At 57.8% G+C, this 17166-nt stretch carries 21 protein-coding genes; 17 read left to right on the top strand and 4 right to left on the bottom strand.

Going from position 1 to position 17166, the window contains the following annotated elements; genetic code table 11:
* The first annotated feature begins 268 nt into the window (after positions 1 to 268).
* The 12 genes from P0D70_RS00240 to P0D70_RS00295 all read left to right on the top strand — a co-directional run bounded on the left by P0D70_RS00240 (position 269) and on the right by P0D70_RS00295 (position 8163).
* Complete coding sequence (locus tag P0D70_RS00240) at positions 269 to 799, top strand: DUF6471 domain-containing protein (protein ID WP_408181395.1); 531 nt, start codon at positions 269 to 271, stop codon at positions 797 to 799.
* 553 nt (positions 800 to 1352) lie between these two features.
* Positions 1353 to 1565, top strand: coding sequence for a BPSL0761 family protein (locus P0D70_RS00245; protein WP_408181397.1), 213 nt, complete (start codon positions 1353 to 1355; stop codon positions 1563 to 1565).
* The gene (locus P0D70_RS00250; protein WP_408181400.1) at positions 1562 to 2170 is read left to right on the top strand and encodes an HAD domain-containing protein; all 609 of its coding nucleotides are present in this window, start codon (positions 1562 to 1564) and stop codon (positions 2168 to 2170) included. The genes P0D70_RS00245 and P0D70_RS00250 overlap by 4 nt, the downstream gene beginning before the upstream one ends.
* Positions 2171 to 2522: 352 nt before the next feature.
* The gene (locus tag P0D70_RS00255; protein ID WP_408181403.1) at positions 2523 to 3050 is read left to right on the top strand and encodes an HAD domain-containing protein; all 528 of its coding nucleotides are present in this window, start codon (positions 2523 to 2525) and stop codon (positions 3048 to 3050) included.
* A gap of 78 nt (positions 3051 to 3128) precedes the next feature.
* On the top strand, positions 3129 to 3527 hold the full coding sequence (locus tag P0D70_RS00260; RefSeq protein WP_408181405.1) for a hypothetical protein: 399 nt from the start codon (positions 3129 to 3131) through the stop codon (positions 3525 to 3527).
* Positions 3524 to 3811 carry a hypothetical protein gene (locus tag P0D70_RS00265; protein ID WP_408181408.1) on the top strand — a complete coding sequence of 96 codons (288 nt, stop codon included), beginning with the start codon at positions 3524 to 3526 and terminating at the stop codon, positions 3809 to 3811. Before P0D70_RS00260 ends, P0D70_RS00265 begins: the two co-directional genes overlap by 4 nt.
* A 110-nt stretch (positions 3812 to 3921) precedes the next feature.
* Complete coding sequence (locus P0D70_RS00270; protein ID WP_408181817.1) at positions 3922 to 4323, top strand: DUF6088 family protein; 402 nt, start codon at positions 3922 to 3924, stop codon at positions 4321 to 4323.
* A 78-nt stretch (positions 4324 to 4401) separates the two neighbouring features.
* Positions 4402 to 5379 carry a hypothetical protein gene (locus tag P0D70_RS00275; protein ID WP_408181410.1) on the top strand — a complete coding sequence of 326 codons (978 nt, stop codon included), beginning with the start codon at positions 4402 to 4404 and terminating at the stop codon, positions 5377 to 5379.
* Between the two features lie 24 nt (positions 5380 to 5403).
* A complete protein-coding gene (locus P0D70_RS00280; RefSeq protein ID WP_408181413.1) occupies positions 5404 to 5985 on the top strand; it encodes a DUF2442 domain-containing protein in 582 nt (193 codons plus the stop codon).
* A 615-nt stretch (positions 5986 to 6600) separates the two neighbouring features.
* Positions 6601 to 7347, top strand: a complete 747-nt coding sequence (locus P0D70_RS00285) for a response regulator transcription factor (protein ID WP_408181415.1) — start codon at positions 6601 to 6603, stop codon at positions 7345 to 7347.
* Between the two features lie 480 nt (positions 7348 to 7827).
* Positions 7828 to 7911: a helix-turn-helix domain-containing protein gene (locus tag P0D70_RS00290; RefSeq protein ID WP_408181819.1), complete on the top strand. Its 84-nt coding sequence runs from the start codon at positions 7828 to 7830 to the stop codon at positions 7909 to 7911.
* A gap of 87 nt (positions 7912 to 7998) precedes the next feature.
* Positions 7999 to 8163, top strand: coding sequence for an acylphosphatase (locus P0D70_RS00295; protein ID WP_408181417.1), 165 nt, complete (start codon positions 7999 to 8001; stop codon positions 8161 to 8163).
* Positions 8164 to 8262: 99 nt separating this feature from the next.
* Here the strand turns inward: P0D70_RS00295 and P0D70_RS00300 are convergent, their stop codons facing one another.
* Genes P0D70_RS00300 through P0D70_RS00310 form a run of 3 tightly spaced genes read right to left on the bottom strand, consistent with a single transcriptional unit; the run spans position 8263 to position 10511 of the window.
* A complete protein-coding gene (locus tag P0D70_RS00300) occupies positions 8263 to 9288 on the bottom strand; it encodes a YncE family protein (RefSeq protein WP_408181419.1) in 1026 nt (341 codons plus the stop codon).
* A 39-nt stretch (positions 9289 to 9327) separates the two neighbouring features.
* Positions 9328 to 9780: a chromate resistance protein ChrB domain-containing protein gene (locus P0D70_RS00305; protein ID WP_408181422.1), complete on the bottom strand. Its 453-nt coding sequence runs from the start codon at positions 9778 to 9780 to the stop codon at positions 9328 to 9330.
* Positions 9777 to 10511 (bottom strand): superoxide dismutase, encoded by a 735-nt coding sequence (locus tag P0D70_RS00310; protein WP_408181424.1) that lies wholly within the window; start codon positions 10509 to 10511, stop codon positions 9777 to 9779. The genes P0D70_RS00305 and P0D70_RS00310 overlap by 4 nt, the downstream gene beginning before the upstream one ends.
* Positions 10512 to 10710: 199 nt before the next feature.
* Between P0D70_RS00310 and P0D70_RS00315 the strand changes: the two genes are divergently transcribed.
* Both P0D70_RS00315 and chrA read left to right on the top strand, forming a co-directional pair.
* Positions 10711 to 11688: a chromate resistance protein ChrB domain-containing protein gene (locus tag P0D70_RS00315; protein ID WP_408181426.1), complete on the top strand. Its 978-nt coding sequence runs from the start codon at positions 10711 to 10713 to the stop codon at positions 11686 to 11688.
* Positions 11689 to 11903: 215 nt separating this feature from the next.
* The gene (gene chrA, locus P0D70_RS00320) at positions 11904 to 13247 is read left to right on the top strand and encodes a chromate efflux transporter (protein WP_408181822.1); all 1344 of its coding nucleotides are present in this window, start codon (positions 11904 to 11906) and stop codon (positions 13245 to 13247) included.
* A gap of 90 nt (positions 13248 to 13337) precedes the next feature.
* On the opposite strand, the gene P0D70_RS00325 is transcribed toward chrA, so the two are convergent.
* Positions 13338 to 14399, bottom strand: coding sequence for a DMT family transporter (locus tag P0D70_RS00325; protein WP_408181429.1), 1062 nt, complete (start codon positions 14397 to 14399; stop codon positions 13338 to 13340).
* A gap of 148 nt (positions 14400 to 14547) precedes the next feature.
* Here P0D70_RS00325 and P0D70_RS00330 point away from each other — a divergent pair, with 148 nt between their 5' ends.
* The 3 genes from P0D70_RS00330 to P0D70_RS00340 all read left to right on the top strand — a co-directional run bounded on the left by P0D70_RS00330 (position 14548) and on the right by P0D70_RS00340 (position 17028).
* Positions 14548 to 14823, top strand: coding sequence for a metal/formaldehyde-sensitive transcriptional repressor (locus P0D70_RS00330; RefSeq protein WP_408181432.1), 276 nt, complete (start codon positions 14548 to 14550; stop codon positions 14821 to 14823).
* An 11-nt stretch (positions 14824 to 14834) separates the two neighbouring features.
* A complete protein-coding gene (gene dmeF, locus P0D70_RS00335) occupies positions 14835 to 16118 on the top strand; it encodes a CDF family Co(II)/Ni(II) efflux transporter DmeF (protein ID WP_408181434.1) in 1284 nt (427 codons plus the stop codon).
* Positions 16119 to 16332: 214 nt separating this feature from the next.
* A complete protein-coding gene (locus tag P0D70_RS00340) occupies positions 16333 to 17028 on the top strand; it encodes a VIT1/CCC1 transporter family protein (RefSeq protein WP_408181436.1) in 696 nt (231 codons plus the stop codon).
* Positions 17029 to 17166 lie beyond the last annotated feature (138 nt).

Here is a 17166-nt window from a genome sequence, read left to right on the forward strand (position 1 = left end):
ATATGTTCGTCGGATGCACGTTGGGTAACGTCAGTGAAATCAACCGGACGAAATCGCTGGCGTATACCCGACGTGAGGTAAGGGGCTGCGGTGAAAGCTGGTGGTCGCCTGCCCATCCATCTAAAATCGACTGCTCTGTCCGTCAGTTCTGCGCGAACTCCCTCCTGCGCTGGGTGCTCGCAAGCGCTGTTTTTTTATCTTTCTCAAGTGAGATTTATCTCTCACTTTCAGTCTAGGACAATCGCGGTGGAAAACAAGGAAATCTAACGTGAGCGAGGTCGATTCGGTTTGGCAGAGGCTTGCATCCAGAGTTATCCGCGTTGCGCTCGCGCGCAAGGACAAGTCCTACGCCGAGCTCATCGAGGAGTTCGCAGAACGCGGTTCGCCAGAGTCGATACGCGCCCTGACGAACCGAATTTCACGCGGTACGATGAGGCTGAGCCTCCTCCTTCAGGTAATCTCGGTAACTGGTGCGACTGCGCCAGCTCTCTGGCAGACTGCCATCCACGCGAGTGGTGATTGGGACGACAGGGCGAGGGCCGTGGTTGCAGCAGAGCTTGCTCGTCAGCCGTGGGTAACGCCGGCCGAGTTGAATCGGCGCCTAGGACAAATGGGCACGAACATCTCCCAGCGCACGCTTACCACTCACCTGACTTCCGGCTCTGTCCCGCTCTCCCTATTTCTCCAATGCATCGCCGCGCTCGGCAGCAGTAGTCTCGAGCAATACTTGGACTTCGCCGATTTGCATGCGGCCGCAAATTTCGACCGCGAGCCTCTCGAGGGCAACCCTAGCACCTGACCTCCCAGGGATGAGCGACATGCCGGCCCGCGTTAAGCGCCGCCTCCACATGTCGCGGGGCTTGCCTTTTCCCTCACGCGACCTAGAATGAAAGTGAGATATTTATCTCAACCAACAGCGTCGCCAGACCGACGGCATTTGACGACACTCCTTCGCATTGAGCCTTTCCTTAGTGGCTCGTACCGCCTGCACGCTCTCTAAAAGCGCTTTCCTGCGTCCTAGATGGCCTGCGAGGCATGTGGGCTGCACCGGACCAACCACCCGACTTGCGCCCACCTCAGACTTCGGAGTCGAAAATGGGCATAGGGATGGCAGCGCGGTTGAGTGAGCAGTAAGTTTGTCGGCAGGAACGTTCATAGACTCGACGGCCACATCAGTTCTCCCGTTCAATTTTTCGACGCTGACCGACGGCGAGGCATCACATCAGCAGGTGTTGATTGGACCTCCAGGGGGGCGCTGTCGTCAGTCAATATGTTCGGGACGAATGGCGCGACCGTCATGGCGTTTCAGGCTAAACCGACGTTACGGACGAACTGTTTCAGGAGAACTGGCAATGAACATCACCCCTGAAGAAAGAACTCGCGCCATATTAGACGCTCGGCAGTTGCTCCAGACGCTCGCCGCTGGTGACGAAATCACTGTGGTCAATCTGCTCCGCTCCGTCGCGGTAGGCGTGCTCCAGCACTATCCGCTTGACGTTGACCTTGAGCTGTCCGCAGTCGCATTACCGGAAATCTGGGGCGCACTGAAGAGCAAGCAGATATGAACCGCGAGTCTCCAGAGAGGAGAGGTCGGGCCATCGACCACCAATCGTGCAGTCCGCGTCGCATAACGGCCGCCTCACAGGTCCTTTACACGGACCTCGACCACAGCCTGCACCGCACGAATGCTTATCGAACGAAAGACGGAATTGTTCCAGGGTCATCAAGCACCCCTTTCTTCGAGTTCGCCGATTTGCTCGAACGAATTCTTGCTCCGTATCGCGATGTCGCTATCGTGTTAAGTACATCCTGGGTGCAGGAGTTGGGGTTCGAGGAAACCCGCTCGCGCTTCCCGATTGCCTCACTAAGAGCGCGCATTGTTGACTCAACTTATCACCCAGAAGATGGGCCAGTGTCCGAGTGGTCCAAGATTCCAAGAGGCGCTCAAGTTCTTCGCCACGTGCGACGTTACGGGCTCAACCGCTGGCTTGCGATTGACGACGACCGGAGAGGCGTTAACGGTTACGAGTCTCGTTTAATTCACTGTCAGCACGGTGTCGGTCTTGGCGACCAAGACGTGCAGAAGTTACTTGCTCGCCGCCTTGAGCAAATGTTTGCATTGCAGAGTTCCTCATGCGCCGGCATATCACAGTCGACGCCCCCGACATGAGGTCTAAGCGCCATGGACGGCACGTCGCCATCGGCTCCGAGACATCGCGCGTTCTCACATATGCGCTGAGTGGAGTCGCGAAGGAATTCGCCCGTCTACTCGGGCGACACTTGGCGCGGCGCCGCAAAGCTCTGACGCGGCGAGGTGAAACACGGATATCAAATCGAGACATTTTTTGCCTTCTCTGTCAGGCATTCTCGAGGGCAATGCTAAACCCGCGCGGTGACGTAGCGCGGGCGGCAAGACGGCGGAACGCCCTTATATTCGCGCTCGCTGCCGCAGATATGCCTGCGACTCTAAACGTCCCGGGCATATCAACGGAACTACGTCGCGCTCGGAAGCGGAGGAGAAGATGACAATACCAGTCAGGCATTCGCAACACTTGTTGGCCGACGAACCAACGCTCTACCTTAATTTCGGAGGCGTGCTCAACGTTGGTCATGGCCTAATAAATGAGGTCGGCGATATCGCATTGGATACGGGACGGCGGCCTTTTGAGTTTGTGCCTTATCTCGTTGACATTCTCGCACCCTACTCGCAGGTACAACTCGTCCTCACCACTTCCTGGCTGCAAAGCCTGGGCGCCGGAAGGACCATCGCCCTGTTACCAGACCATCTGCGCCGTAAAGTCGTTGGCACGACGCTTGGAACGCCGCCTCGACTAGGCGAAATAAAAGATGGCACAGCGAAAACGATGTCCATCATGCGGCACGCAGCCAAACACGGCGTAGCGAAATGGTTGGCATTGGACGATGACGCATGGGGCGTGCCGCCGGGTTTTGAAGAGCACTTCCTGCACACAGATTCGGAAACAGCACTCGGCTCGCCGGAAGCTCGCAAACAGCTACGAGAGTGGCTCGAAACAGCTTCCAAGCCTTGATTGCCGACAAGTCTTCTGGGTAGCTATCGGTCGGCTTTCTAATCCACGACCAACTTGAGAAGCCCAGCGTGGAGTGGAATGGAGGAGATTGTGCAGAAAATTGACAGCATACGGATGGCAGCCAGTCGCGACTATCTGAACGATGCGCTGCGTGAAGAGTTATCGTCTTCGACACGGCTCAAATGCGCGTGGGAAGCAATGTACTTCTGCTGCGTCGAATACTTTGCTAGCAAAGGTGGTTGCATCGATAACCTCGAGCATCCGGACGCCAGCGTCGTTGAGCAACTGCTTCAGGCACTCCCGCTGTCTGCAGGCGAGCGGACTCTAGTTGAAGCACTTTTCCGGTGGCCGTCATACCTACAGCCGCTGCTCCCAGAGCCTTGCTCCCCTGAAGAGGCTTGCGGCCTTGCCGAGTACGTTAACAGTCAAACTGCGGCGCTGCTGGCCGCGACGAAAGAGAGACGAAGTGAATCATGAAAGTATCCGAATTATTGGAATTGCTGCGGCGCGCAGACCCCGAGGCGCGACTGATGTTTATGCCGCCCGGTGCAGACGAGCAGGAAGTCAGAGATATCGTCTCGAGTGACGTCAGATGGACCCACGAATCGGGTGTAGACAAAGGGCGTCAATACGAACTCCTGTACCCCGGTGAGGCTCACCGTGACCTTCGCACCGACTGCGAACAAGTTAGTTACGCGACAGTCTCAGTCGTCCTGCTCCTAACAGAAGAAGAGTCTTCGCGTTTGACGCGCCCCGGCTGATTGTCGGTGGATGTTGTTCACAACTGGGCTCAGACCTCCGCCCGCGGACTCTGCGCTGACGTACGCCGGCCAGCCTAGGACAATTCGCGATGAAACTGGAAACCCGCGTCATGCGCTCGATTATCCGGCGGAGGGGCGTTGTGATTCTTCGCTCCGAGCTGTCTGACCTCGGGAGTCCAGCGCAGTTGACCCGCGTTCTCGCGACACTGCTCAAAAGCGGAAAGCTCGTACGCGTCGGTAGGGGTATCTACGCTAAAACGCGAATCAATCGGTTCACGGGAAGACCTGCGCCGGCCGCTCCCTTCGAGGCAATCGCATCAGAAGCTTTTCGCAAACTGGGTATCGACATCGCTCCCGGCACGCAACTCAGCGAGTACAACGCTGGAGTGTCCACGCAAGTGCCTATGACTCCAGTGGTATCGACCGGAACGCGTCGAATCAGTCGAAAAATCCAAGTCGGAAGGAAGGTTCTTATATACGAGCGCCGGAGCAAATCGCGCTGGCCCTCGTGACAGTGCGATGCAGTGCGCGCGACAGGAATATTGAGATGATAGGGGGATTACATGTCCACGAGCGGTTGGGACATTGCCATGCAACGCATCGACGCCCAATACGACCTCCCACAATTCGTAGCGTCATCCCTTGTGCGCAAAATCGCGGCGAACAATTTCCGGCTCCCGACCGCCGACCGCACTAAGTTCCAAAAGCTCCCCGATGAGGTGATTGCTCACATAGAAGACATTGTTCGGCAGGCTTACATCGAAGCCGACGAGGACGTCGGCGGCAACGCTCTACGCGAGCATCTTTGGCAGCAAGCCCTCGATGCCCGCCACGCCATGATTGCAAATGGCGAGCTGATTTCAGAAGATGACTTCCGCCAACGCCTCGGCGCCACTCCGCGGCGTCTCAGCAAGCTGCTGACAGACTGCAGCGTGTTCACGTTAGAGGTCGACGGAGCCCTCTACTACCCCGCACTGCTCGCAGACTCAACATTTGACCGAAAGCGATTGCAGGCAATCTGCCGCATCCTCATTCCCGCACCTGCTTGGAGTCGCCTCGATTTTCTGTCGTCGACTCGCGCTAGCTTGGGCGGCTGTCGTCCCATCGAGCTGCTCGACGCGGACGATGATTTCAAACTGTTGCGACAGGAGGCTACAGCATGGGCGAGCGAGTGGTCGCGTACTACTGTTACAACATACGAAGGCACGCACGAAACCGAACCCGCCGGCGTCACGCCGTTGTACACGGCGAGCACAGAAATTGACCCGCGCCGAGCACTATGGGAACGTGCATCCGAGGCTCTCCATGCGCACGGATACGAATGGCCGATGGGACCGTATCCGGACGTTCGGAAATTTAGCCTCTTTGTTGAGCGACAAACTGCTGGAGATGCTACGCCGACGTCGGAGGCTTGCGTGCAAATCGTTGTGGACGGTGAGTACGTCCGAGTCCGAGTCGTCGCTGCCTCAGGCACTGTGCTGCATCCAGAGACGGTGCTCCGCGATAAGCACGAGAGCTTCGTCGAAATCGCTAAACGTCTCATTGGTCAGCTTTGCAAGCACTTCTAGTCGACGAATGAGCAGGGAGAACGAATGACAAATCCCGATGAACCAACAGCAATCTCGGTGGCCGTGAATGAACGTGACTTCACCCTCCTGCTCAAAGACGGTCGAGAATTTCGAGTCCCGTTTCGATGGTTTCCTCGATTGCTAGGGGCGACGCCCGAGCAGCGACATGAAGTCCACGTTTGCGCGGCCGGCGCGCGGCTCCGTTGGAACCAATTGGACGAAGATATCTGCGTTGGTGCGCTCATGCTCGACGTCGAGCAGCTCTTGATTGAGGAAAAGTTGAGCTCGCAGATACCTGACGACTTTCCCTCAGACACGACGCCAGCGTCACTGTCCGGGTCGCAACCAAAACTCGCAGCGCGGAGAATTGCCGGAAGGATTATCGTCGGCCTGACGGCACCAGAAAGATATCAGCGATGGGACATTTGCGAGGACCTGGCGCGGCAGCTGGTTTCCAAAACGCTGAAGGACGCTGCAAAGTTTCCCGAGCACTCGCACGATACGACGCTCCGACGAATGCGACGAGCCATTGAAGGCAAGCGATGGACAAGCGTTGTTGAAACGGATTGGCTTATGGAACGGCTGCGCGTGCTACTCGGTTGGTAACGCGCAACTGCATGAAGGCCCACCCGTGCATCGACTTTCTGCAAGTGTAGCGCGAGAACTGGCTCCTATCGGCGAGGCTAGTCAGCATAGCGGAAGCCGACGGCGCATCTCGCTTACCGACAAGGTCGCATTGGCGCCGCATGGTGATGCACTTGTTTCACGCACGACTATGTCTCTCACGCGAAGAGCGCGCCACTCGAAGTCATCTGGGCCGGGCCGCGACTCAGTCCGTTGCTCCTGCTTTTTGTCCCAGCTTGCCATACAGAGATGTCCGCAACTCGCTGAATAGCGCCGTGATGGGGTAATGATTCGGTGCAAGTTCGGCCGCGAACACCGAAGCGGCGAAGTTAGCTGCCGTTGCACCAACTTCGCGCGTGTGTGCTGCGCGGGTGCATTCGACCATTACGCCATTTATACCCTCACGAACGCGGGCCAGATTACTCGCATATCAATACTTTCTGAGCCACTCGGGGATGTTTGCCCGATTCGCTGCGAAAGTGGTCAGGCTTGAGTACACTTGCCTTCCATTGATGCCTCAATTCCAATCTGGGCGTGGTCCTGCCAGTTGAGGGGCGGGCACATGCGGAGCAAAGGTATGTGAATACGGGTTGACCTATGCGTGTATTGATATATGAGCACGACAACGCGTTCGCTGAAGTTTTGCGGGAGGCTTTGCGGGCGAGAAGTTACGCTGTCGACCGCGTTAGCAGCCGTCGCCACGCCGCACTCGCGCTCGAAAATGACATTTATGATTTGATTCTTTTCGGAATCGAAGGCGACCCTGGCAGCCTTTCAATCCTCAAGGAATATCGTGCTGGCGGCAGTAGGGCAAGCGTTGTGGCTTTCAGTTCGCAGCATTCTGTTGCGGAGCGGACCCTCGCATTTGAGGCGGGTGCCGACGCCTGCCTCGAAAAGCCCGTCAATATGACTGAACTCACAGCGCAGATTCGCGCACTTATGCGGCGGCGCACCGGACAACTGCGGTCCGTCGTGTCTTATGGCACGCTGACGCTCGACGATGCTTCATGCAGTGTGTGGGCTGATGATGTGCCTATCGCGTTAAGGGCCAGAGAGTACGCAATATTGCGCATCTTCTTAACGGAGCCTAACCGCTTTTTTTCCGCCGCTTATCTTGAAGAGAAAATCTACGGCTGGGGAGAAGAAGTCCAGAGCAATGCAATCCAGGTGCATGTGCATAGCCTGCGAAAGAAGCTCGGCACTCAGCGCATCGAGACGCGCAACGGAGCTGGGTATCGGTTGGTGACCAACTCAGCGGACGTGACATGCAGGTTGAGGACCCGGCAGACTGCTGCCGTGGCGGAGCACGGCGAACAGGGCTATCAGGTAAAAGTCGTTTCGTAAGTTGTGGCGTGGTTCACGGTCAACGCCCATGCGTCGCGGTCGAACATAAATTCAATCGTCAGCATTTTCATGGTGTTTGTCCAGTGACGTCGGCTCGTGCGTTAGCCGCGCCGAAGTTGCATGTACCGCTAAAGCCCTACCGGTTGCGCGGCGGCAACCCGCAGGCAGGTGCTCGCACCCGAACAAAGCAGACATGGCCGCGTCCAGATGCGATGCCTGATTGTGAGTCGTGGCTGGCTACTGAAAATGACAGCGCCGCGCTGAATTCGAGCCCCTGGCTTTTCATACATTCCTCCATATTCTAGCCGCCAAAGGCGACGCGAAGTTCGCTGTGAGTTGCGCTGTGAATAGCCGGTCAGCGTGAGCGGCTTCGTTTTCGGTCACGCCGCTGCAAATAAATTTTTCGGCGATATCGTGTGCTTGCGCTGCTACCGTTATAGACGCTCCGCTCGACGGCTACTGGCCGCGTGCTAAAAGGCGTTGATTTCCGCGGCGCTGCTGCAGCACCAGGGCCACATTTCCGAGACGGCCCGCGCCCTTGGCATCTGCACAAAGAGTCTTTGAGAGAAAATACGCCGATATGCGATTGCAGCCGAACCGCCTCATTGAACCTCGCTCGTCAGTGCATCGACCTGCAACCGGAGTACGCCCATGGAATCCCACGATAAGGACGAGCCGCTTGAGATACGATTGGCGCAAGTGTGTGGCCAGGTGCAGGGTGTGGGCTATCGGGAGGCGTGCTTACGCCGCGCGTCAGAACTCGGCGTCGCCGGTAAGGCCCGCAACCGCATGCGTGCGTCGACGAGTTTGACGTAACGGAAGTTCCGCCACCGTTTGCCTGCTTTGACAACTTTGAGCGGTTGCCCACGTTGTAGCTGCAAGGTCGTCAGAGCCTCACGCGAAGCGCGGGCCTCTCTAATGCTTCGGCTGTAAGATGCGCAGCATCGTCTGTCCGCCAAAGTTTTTGAGTGGAAAGTAGGCGCGGTGTGTCTCGACGTCTACCGCCACGACGTGCGCGTTCGGGCCGACATGACCGTCACCCAGTTTCGAGACCCCGCCGGCTCCCACTCGAAACATCGAGACAACACCCGCCTCGCCGGCGACGTATAACCAATGCAATGAAGGGTCGTACGCGAGGACATCCGGCTCCTTTCCGACTTCAAACGACGATGTCACGCGCCTCGTGCGCATGTCGAGAACAATGAGCCGGTCGTTTCCTTCGCATGCGATGAAAGCCAGCATCTGGTCGGAGGCTATCAGCAGCCCATGGTTTCCCTTCGCGCCGGGCAAGTCAACGCGCGCGAGAATCCGGTCACTGGTCGGGTCGATTTCAACTAGTTGATTTCGCGTCTGGACGTTGACGAAAATGTGCTTCCAGACGGGGTCATATTGAGTGTTCCCTGCCTCGCCACCGAGCGGGATGGTTCCAACTCGCCGGTTAGACGTCACATCAACGACCGTCACAGTCCCGTCGGCTTCATCTGAGACATAAAGTTTGTGTGCGTCAGGCGCGTAGGCCATCCCATCTGGATATGCGCCTGTGGGCATGCGAGCTGTGATTCCGAGCGTCGCCATGTCGATGGCAACTACCTCGTTTGCGGCAGTAGCGGACGCATAGACACGTCCCAGTTCTGGAATCGCCAGCACTCCGTGAACCGAACTGACGTTCGCGACACGCCCGACGACACGAGACATCTCCGTGTTGAAAGCGACGACTTCGCTATCGCCCAGGTGCGCGATGAATAGCAGATGACGGCTTGGGTCAAAGCTTTCGTAGTCAAAGCGCGTTGTCCCACCGCCGAGAGGCACGTCGGCAACTTTCTGCAGAGGTAGATTGGAGGCTTCAACCGCTTCTTCTGTGCCATTTGTGCGGTTCGAAACAGATGCAATTACGACGATTGCAAGCGCTGCAGCGGCGGAGGCGCGGAGGGTCAAGAACATGTTCGAAAAAGCCACAATGTTGCCCCAGCATCATCGTTCCTACGACGCTGGCGGCCAGCCGTGTGCTTTGCTCTGACAGTCGCGACACCACGCGTAGAGCGCGTCATACATGACCATGCCATAAGAAAGCATCTCGTGGTCGTCCGCATAGATTCGCGATAGACCGAGAGACAAGGCCAGCAGCCCTGGGGCTTGCGGAGCCAAGTCGAGCCGAGCCGTATCTGCTCCACGTACGATGACTGCAAGTGCGGCCAGAGCCGGGTCGGTCAACTGATATTCCGCGAGGAAAGTATCGAAGCTGCAATGTTCGCCAACGTGTGAGAGCTTTACGCCGGGAATGTCGAACGGTATCGCGCCCTCACGCTCGGCGACGACCGGCACCTGGTCTGTTGATACGAATAGAAACTCCGGCGACTCATCGATGAATCGGGCAATCAGCCATGGACAGGCTATACGGTCGATTTTCGGACGTTCACGCGTAACCCATTTCATGTCGGCCTCCGCGTTGGCTGTGCGGCACTGAATCGTTGTGCAGCATTTTCCCAGTTCAACAGCGTGAAGAGTTGGGTGAGGTACTCGTTGCGCTTGTTCTGGTACCGCAGGTAGTACGCGTGTTCGAAAACGTCGAGAACAAGGATGGGTTGAATACCCCACGCTGTCAGCTTCTGATGATTTTCACACTGCAACACCATCAGCTTCCCGGTTGCCGGAAGGTATCCGACGACGCCCCAGCCCGATGCTTCGACCGCCAGCGTCGCTGCGAATAGCTGAGCCTTGAACTTGGCATAGGAGCCAAAATTCGTGTCGATAGCCTTGGCCAGTTCGCCTTTCGGTTCGGCGCCTTTGCCCGAGATGCTGGTCCAATAAATCGTGTGCAGGATGTGGCTCGAGAGCTGCAACGCCAACTCTTTCTCATAGAACTTCACCAATGCAAAGTCGTTTGAATCGCGTGCCTTCGCAAGCGCCTCCTCCGCCTTGTTAGCCGCGACCACTGCTGGCTTGTGATGGAAGTTGTAGTGAACTTCGACGGTTCGAGCATCAATAATCGGCTCGAGTGCGTCGTATGCAAATGGCAGTGGCGCCGCCGAATACTTGCCGTCCGCGTCTACAAGCTTGTCACTGTCCACAGTTTCCTCAGCTGCCTGCAGTACATCGGCGGAGGTCAGAACCAGGCCTGCGCCTACTGCAGTCGTCTTGTGCAGAAAATCTCTTCGGGTCGCCACATGCTTCTCCGTTCGTTCGCGAGAGCCACCTGTCTCGGCTGCGGCGTCACATCCGCCGACCAAACGCGCGTTTTGAAAGCCCCGGATTGGCCGGGCGCGAATTGTGAGTCGCCCGCTCCTGCGACGAATCGTAGGCCTGAATTGCGCACAAAACAAAAATGATTTGTAGCGTTCGCAACTATTATGTAGAGTACGTAACATGAATGAGTTAACCGACTGGCTTCTCCTCGTGCTCACGCTCCCGACCGACAACGCAACCGCGCGCATGCGTTATTGGCGTGCCTTGAAAACCAGAGGCTGCGCTGTCTTGCGGGACGGGGTGTATCTGCTTCCGGACGGCGAAGGCGCGGGCAGCGAGATGAGAGAAATGTGCGAGGGTATTAGCCAGGCGGGGGGCACAGCCTATCTGATGCGGTTCCCAAGCCGCGATGCGGTGCAGGAGCAGGAATTCCGGGGGCTGTTCGACCGAGCCGACGAATATGCGACGCTGCGGCGCTTACTCGACGAAAGCCGGAAGTCGCTCGCAAGCCTTGCGCCTGCGGACATCACCAAGGTCCTGCGAAAAACGCGAAAAGAGTTTGAAGCGCTTTCGGGCATCGACTTCTTTCCGAACGAAGCCACGGTCCGTGCCCAGTCAGCCTGGCAAGACTTCGTCGCCGCTACGGATGCGGTGCTGTCCCCTGGGGAACCCCATCAGACGGAAGGCACGATAACCCGTCTTAAGCCAGAGGAGTACCAGGGCCGAGTTTGGGCAACCCGTCGGCGGCTCTGGGTCGACCGCGTGGCAAGCGCATGGCTCATCAGGCGATTCGTCGACCGTAACGCCCGCTTCAAGTGGCTTGCCTCTCCGGATGATTGCCCCCCAGGGGCGGTCGGTTTCGATTTTGATGGCGCCACATTTACGCACATCAATGAACGCGTGACCTTTGAAGTCTTAGCGGCCAGCTTCGGTATCGACGAAGAGCCGGGTATGGCCGGACTCTCAAGCATGGTTCACTCGCTCGATGTCGGCGGCATCGTCGTTCCCGAGGCGGCCGGGTTTGAGGCGGTGATGACAGGCGCCACACAGCGCGGCCTGAGCGACGACGAACTGCTGGACGAAATGAGCCAGATGCTTGACTCGCTGCTCGCGCATTTTGCGGCGGTGGAAAAGGGAGCAGCCAGGCGACGGAGGTGAACGGGCCTCTGAATGGTTTCGCAGTAGCTTTCTCCGTTCACAGTGTCCGTTGCCAATCGCCATGGAAACCGATGTCGCAGTCAGCGCCCACGCGACTTACAACACCCGTCTGGGGTGACGCCGCCGAGGTACCGGCACACCGCTGAATATTCAATCGCAAGTTGAAGCATTCGGAGTTTTAAGTGCAACAAAGTCAACTGGCACCAGATAACGAAATGAGCAATCAGCGCATTGAGGCGGTCGAGTCGGTAACCTTCGGCCAGGCGCTTTGGTACTGGCTCAAGCTAGGCTTTATCAGCTTTGGAGGTCCGGCCGGGCAGATTGCCATCATGCATCAGGACCTGGTCGAGCGAAAACGCTGGATTTCCGAGAAGCGATTTCTGCACGCGTTGAACTACTGCATGGTCCTTCCCGGACCGGAGGCGCAGCAACTGGCCACGTACATCGGTTGGCTGATGCACCGCACTTGGGGCGGCATAATCGCCGGAGGGTTCTTCGTTCTTCCGTCCCTCTTCATCCTGATAGGACTTTCCTGGGTCTACATGGTCTTTGGCAGTGTCCCGGCCGTAGCAGGCGTGCTTTACGGCATCAAGCCGGCGGTCACGGCCATCGTTGTCTTCGCCGCGTACAGGATTGGCTCTCGCGCACTGAAGAATGCGTGGCTGTGGTCAATTGCAGCAGCGGCATTCCTCGCTATCTTCGTAGCGAATGTCCCGTTCCCTCTCATCGTCCTGGTAGCCGGCATCATTGGGCACATTGGAGGTAAATACGCTCCGTCCAGATTCGTGGTCGGAGGCGGACACAAGTCGGGCGACAAGGGGTTTGGTCCCGCACTCCTTGACGACGACACGCCCACCCCGCGTCATGCGCTCTTCACATGGAAGCGGTTCACGGTCGTGCTTGCGGTCTTCATGCTGATTTGGCTCGTGGCCATCACGGTGCTTTCGCTTATGTACGGCTGGACGGGAACGCTTACGCAAATGGCCTGGTTCTTCACGAAAGCCGCTTTACTCACTTTCGGGGGCGCGTATGCGGTGTTGCCGTATGTGTACCAAGGCGCCGTTGATAACTACCACTGGCTGACCGGGTTGCAGATGATAGATGGCCTGGCGCTCGGAGAGACGACGCCTGGACCACTCATCATGGTCGTTTCCTTCGTCGGGTTCGTGGGCGGCTGGACCAAGGCAGTGTTCGGGCCGAATGCAATATTTGCCTCAGCGGTCGCCGCATCAATCGTCGTGACGTTCTTTACGTTCCTGCCGTCTTTCCTGTTCATTCTGCTCGGCGGTCCCTTCATCGAAACCACCCACGGTAATCTGAAGTTTACTGCGCCGTTGACAGCCATCACTTCCGCTGTGGTTGGCGTCATCGTGAATCTCGCCGTGTTTTTTGCCCTTCACGTGCTGTGGCCGCATGGCATCAAGGGCGGATTCGAATGGCCCTCGCTGCTTATAGGGCTGACCGCCGGTATCGCACTGTTCCGGTTCAAGGTCGGGGTAATACCGGTCGTGCTCGCATGCGGTGTAATAGGACTCGCGCTGCGACTGTTTGTTCTTTGAGGGACCTTATACCAGCACCAGCTGCCGACGCTGCTTATGCGGCCGCCCGTCAATAGAAGGCCCAAATAGCCGTTTGCCGTCCTTCGCACGTCAATGGGTATGCCGGTGATGGATGTCGGGAAAGTGCGCGTGCGTGTGAGTGATAGGCGCATGTTGATGAGGATGCGTGTGCGGCTCCTCACCGTCCCAATCAAAATCATGCGTATGCTGGTGGTGCTCGTCGTGCCGGTGTCGATGGTTATGGCCCAAAACCTCGTGAGTGTGCGGATGTTCATGCCGCTCACGGATATGAAGCCAGATTCCCAAAGCCATGAGTGCCGCGGCAATCCAGAAAGACAGCGATGGCACTTCGGGCCAGAGGAAAAGCGATAACGCGACGCCGAATACCGGGGCGACTGAAAAATACGCGCCGGTTCGGGCGGTACCCAGATTTCGCAGGGCGACGACAAAAAGAACCAAACTCACGCCGTAGCCAGCGAAGCCGGTCAGCATGGCAGCCGCCACCTTCCCGGCGCCTGGCAGATGCGCGCCGAGAAGCAGCGCGATGCACAGATTGACTGAGCCTGCGACAAGCCCTTTCAGGCAGGCAATGACCATCGCGTCGTTCGCCGAGACCTTTCGCGTCAGGTTATTGTCGACCGCCCACGCAACGCAGGCTGCAACGACGAGCAGTGCACCGAGCGAGACGGCAGTGTCGCCAGGCTGCCACGAAAGGACGACACCGCCTACCACTATCGCGACCATCCCAAGAAATATCTGGACGTCGACGTTTTCGCGGAACACAACCCAGGCAATCACCGCCGTGAATACGCCTTCAAGATTGAGTAGTAGGGAACTGGTTGCAGCGGGAGTTGTGCTGAGACCGAGCATCAGCAGCGCAGGTCCGGCCACCCCGCCCGCTGCGATTGCCCCGAGAAGCCAGGGCACTTCGGCGACCTGAATCCGGCTTTCGTTCTGGCGCTCTCCAGTCGTGCGGCGTAGGCGTTGAACACAAATTCCGAGAGCAAGACCAACGCCACTGCCCAGGTAGAAGAGGCTTGCGACCATGAAGGGCGACAGCGTGCCAAGCAGCGTCTTGGCGAGCGGCGTTGTCGCGCCGAATAGCGCGGCTGCTAGCAGAGCGGTAAAAGCGGCGTTGTGACGTGCATTCATGAATGACGGCTGCAAACATTAACCGGGTTTGGGAGGCATCTGGCGAAATCAGCGAGCACGGATAATTTCACACAAACAAATGATACCCCTACCCCCTATGGTAGACTCGGAGCAATTATATACCCCGGTGGGGTATCCGGAGGGCGCGATGAGTCACACAGTTCAGGAAAAACAGAAGCTTCTTAACAGGGTCCGCCGTATCAAAGGGCAGGTCGACGCCATCGAACGTGCGCTTGAGGAAGAGCACGGGTGCTCCGACGTCCTGCAACGGATTACGAGTTGCAGGGGAGCGATGAACGGCCTGTTGGCAGTTGTGTTGGAGGACCACATCCGGAACCACCTTGTCGATGCTGAAAACGGCGAGGAACACGGCGACAGCGCCACGGAACAGCTCATCGAAGTTGTTCACAGCTATTTCAAGTGATTGGGTTGGAAATGAATGATTTCAAAGACGCCGCGTTCGGCGCAGGGCATGACCACATCTTCCTTGGCGCTGGTCACGAAAAGAACGAGCGAAAGACGTGGGCCGTGATTGCGCTGTGCAGTGCCATGATGCTGGTTGAAATCGTTGGCGGCAGTATGTTCGGGTCGCTTGCGCTGGTCGCCGATGGACTGCACATGTCGACGCATGCGGGTGCGATGCTGATTGCAGCACTTGCCTATACATACGCGCGCAAACATGCTTCTGATTCGCGCTTCGTGTTCGGCACGGGCAAGCTCGGCGACCTGGCCGGATTTACCAGCGCCATCGTACTGGCAATGATTGCCTTGCTGATTGGTTACGAGGCGGTCTCCCGATTTCTTGCGCCGATTCCTATCCATTTCGGCGAGGCAATTCCCATCGCAGTGGTCGGCTTGCTGGTCAACCTCGCGAGTGTCTGGCTTCTGAGCGGCGACCATCACGGCCATAGCCATGGTCATAACCACGGACATGGGCATGGTCATGGTCATGACGACCACGCTCACGAAGAGGAAGCGCAGAAGATTGTCGCCCCATCTGGTGTATTCGCGGTATCAATTTTCGAGGACGGCGTGCCGCCCGTCTTCCGGATTACTCCGGAATCACCGGACTCGCGCATGGTCGCATCAACGATGACTATCACGACCGTCAGACCGGACGGGGCGCGTCAGGTTTTTGTGCTGGGGGACCGTGGTGGTTACCTGGAATCGAAAGACGAAATCCCGGAGCCGCACGCATTCAGAGCGATTGTGAGTTTGTCTGACGGCGACCATGAAGTCGAATTTGCCGAGCATGAGCATGGCCACTACACGCATGAGGCTGTAAGCAGGGACCATAATATCCGCTCCGCCTATATGCACGTCATGGCTGACGCGGCGGTATCCGTGCTGGCAATTCTTGGTCTTGTACTGGCGCGCACCTTCGGCTGGCTCTGGATGGACCCGCTGGCGGGCATCATCGGGGCGCTGGTGATAGCCAACTGGTCTTATGGACTTATGCGCGACACCGGTGCGATTCTGCTCGATATCAATCCGGACAGGCGCATGGCGGAAAACGTGCGTCACGCCATCGAGGACCATGGCGACAAGGTTGTCGACCTGCATGTCTGGCGCGTGGGGCCTGGCCACATGAGCGTGGTAGTGTCGGTCTCGACCAGTGAGCCACAGCGAGACTCACGCTTCTATCATGCGGTGCTCGAGCGTTTCAAGGGGCTATCGCACGTCACGGTGGAAGTTCAGCCATCGAAGGCGGCGGCCTGACTTGTGGCAGTCAACTCGCCGGGCTTCGACGTATTCAGAATTGATGGCAAGCCCGGTATATGCGTCGGAAGCTGTTGCGCACGGGATGCCCGATAAGCAAGCGAGTCCAAGCACGGCAGACGTCTCTGATGTCGCCCTCGCAGCGACACATGCAAGCTGCCCTTGTGTCCATCGCTGTGAGCCAGTTAATTAACATCTCAAACTTGGAGGAGCTATGCCTAGGCGACACAAGGAACAGCATCGTCTCGAATCGATTAGCTGGTTGCGTGCCGCTGTACTGGGCGCCAATGACGGGATTGTCTCGACGGCGAGCCTCGTCGCCGGCGTGGCATCTGCGCACACTGCTCATGGAAGCGTTGTGCTCACGGCCGTGGCAGGCCTGGTTGCTGGGGCTATGTCAATGGCGACGGGAGAATATGTATCCGTTTCCTCGCAGGCGGATACTGAAAAGGCATCCTTGGCCCAGGAGCAGACCGAACTCGATGCCGACTTCTCCCGCGAGCAACGGGAACTGACTGCAATTTACGTGAGTCGTGGTCTGGACTTGCCGCTTGCCACCCAGGTTGCTGAAAAGCTCATGGCGCACGACGCACTGGGGACTCATGCGCGTGATGAGCTAGGCATTTCGGAGGTCACGGCTGCGCGACCTCTGCAAGCCGCGCTGGCTTCCGCTGGAAGTTTTGCGGTTGGCGCCGCATTGCCGGTTATCGTCGCCGCCCTTACGCCCGAATCGGTACTGCTTCCAGCCATCATCCTCTCTGCGCTGGTTTCGCTGGCCGCTCTGGGAGGCCTCGCCGCGAAAGCCGGTGGAGCGAAAGTTGGGCCGGGTGTTATCCGCGTGGTCTTCTGGAGTGCTCTGGCAATGGGCGTGTCATCAGGCGTCGGCGCTTTGTTTGGCGCGGTAGCGTGAGCACCAGACGCTAGCGGAGGCGATACTTCGAAGAGAACCGGAGCCTGGGTGGCCGTCGGGAAATGCTACAAGTGCTTACAAATCTTGCGGACTTTACGTCCACCGGTTTGCCGGCTCCCGCGTTCTTGCTGACACACG

This window comes from Paraburkholderia sp. RL17-381-BIF-C, assembly GCF_046026435.1.
In the GTDB taxonomy this organism is placed as follows: Bacteria; Pseudomonadota; Gammaproteobacteria; order Burkholderiales; family Burkholderiaceae; genus Paraburkholderia.

Coding starts and splice junctions, on each gene's coding strand:
- P0D70_RS00245 (WP_408181397.1), top strand. CDS start 1,353: ATGAACATCACCCCTGAAGAAAGAACTCGCGCCATATTAGACGCTCGG.
- P0D70_RS00250 (WP_408181400.1), top strand. CDS start 1,562: ATGAACCGCGAGTCTCCAGAGAGGAGAGGTCGGGCCATCGACCACCAA.
- P0D70_RS00255 (WP_408181403.1), top strand. CDS start 2,523: ATGACAATACCAGTCAGGCATTCGCAACACTTGTTGGCCGACGAACCA.
- P0D70_RS00260 (WP_408181405.1), top strand. CDS start 3,129: ATGGAGGAGATTGTGCAGAAAATTGACAGCATACGGATGGCAGCCAGT.
- P0D70_RS00265 (WP_408181408.1), top strand. CDS start 3,524: ATGAAAGTATCCGAATTATTGGAATTGCTGCGGCGCGCAGACCCCGAG.
- P0D70_RS00270 (WP_408181817.1), top strand. CDS start 3,922: ATGCGCTCGATTATCCGGCGGAGGGGCGTTGTGATTCTTCGCTCCGAG.
- P0D70_RS00275 (WP_408181410.1), top strand. CDS start 4,402: ATGCAACGCATCGACGCCCAATACGACCTCCCACAATTCGTAGCGTCA.
- P0D70_RS00280 (WP_408181413.1), top strand. CDS start 5,404: ATGACAAATCCCGATGAACCAACAGCAATCTCGGTGGCCGTGAATGAA.
- P0D70_RS00285 (WP_408181415.1), top strand. CDS start 6,601: ATGCGTGTATTGATATATGAGCACGACAACGCGTTCGCTGAAGTTTTG.
- P0D70_RS00295 (WP_408181417.1), top strand. CDS start 7,999: ATGGAATCCCACGATAAGGACGAGCCGCTTGAGATACGATTGGCGCAA.
- P0D70_RS00300 (WP_408181419.1), bottom strand. CDS start 9,288: ATGTTCTTGACCCTCCGCGCCTCCGCCGCTGCAGCGCTTGCAATCGTC.
- P0D70_RS00305 (WP_408181422.1), bottom strand. CDS start 9,780: ATGAAATGGGTTACGCGTGAACGTCCGAAAATCGACCGTATAGCCTGT.
- P0D70_RS00315 (WP_408181426.1), top strand. CDS start 10,711: ATGAATGAGTTAACCGACTGGCTTCTCCTCGTGCTCACGCTCCCGACC.
- chrA (WP_408181822.1), top strand. CDS start 11,904: ATGAGCAATCAGCGCATTGAGGCGGTCGAGTCGGTAACCTTCGGCCAG.
- P0D70_RS00325 (WP_408181429.1), bottom strand. CDS start 14,399: ATGAATGCACGTCACAACGCCGCTTTTACCGCTCTGCTAGCAGCCGCG.
- P0D70_RS00330 (WP_408181432.1), top strand. CDS start 14,548: ATGAGTCACACAGTTCAGGAAAAACAGAAGCTTCTTAACAGGGTCCGC.
- dmeF (WP_408181434.1), top strand. CDS start 14,835: ATGAATGATTTCAAAGACGCCGCGTTCGGCGCAGGGCATGACCACATC.
- P0D70_RS00340 (WP_408181436.1), top strand. CDS start 16,333: ATGCCTAGGCGACACAAGGAACAGCATCGTCTCGAATCGATTAGCTGG.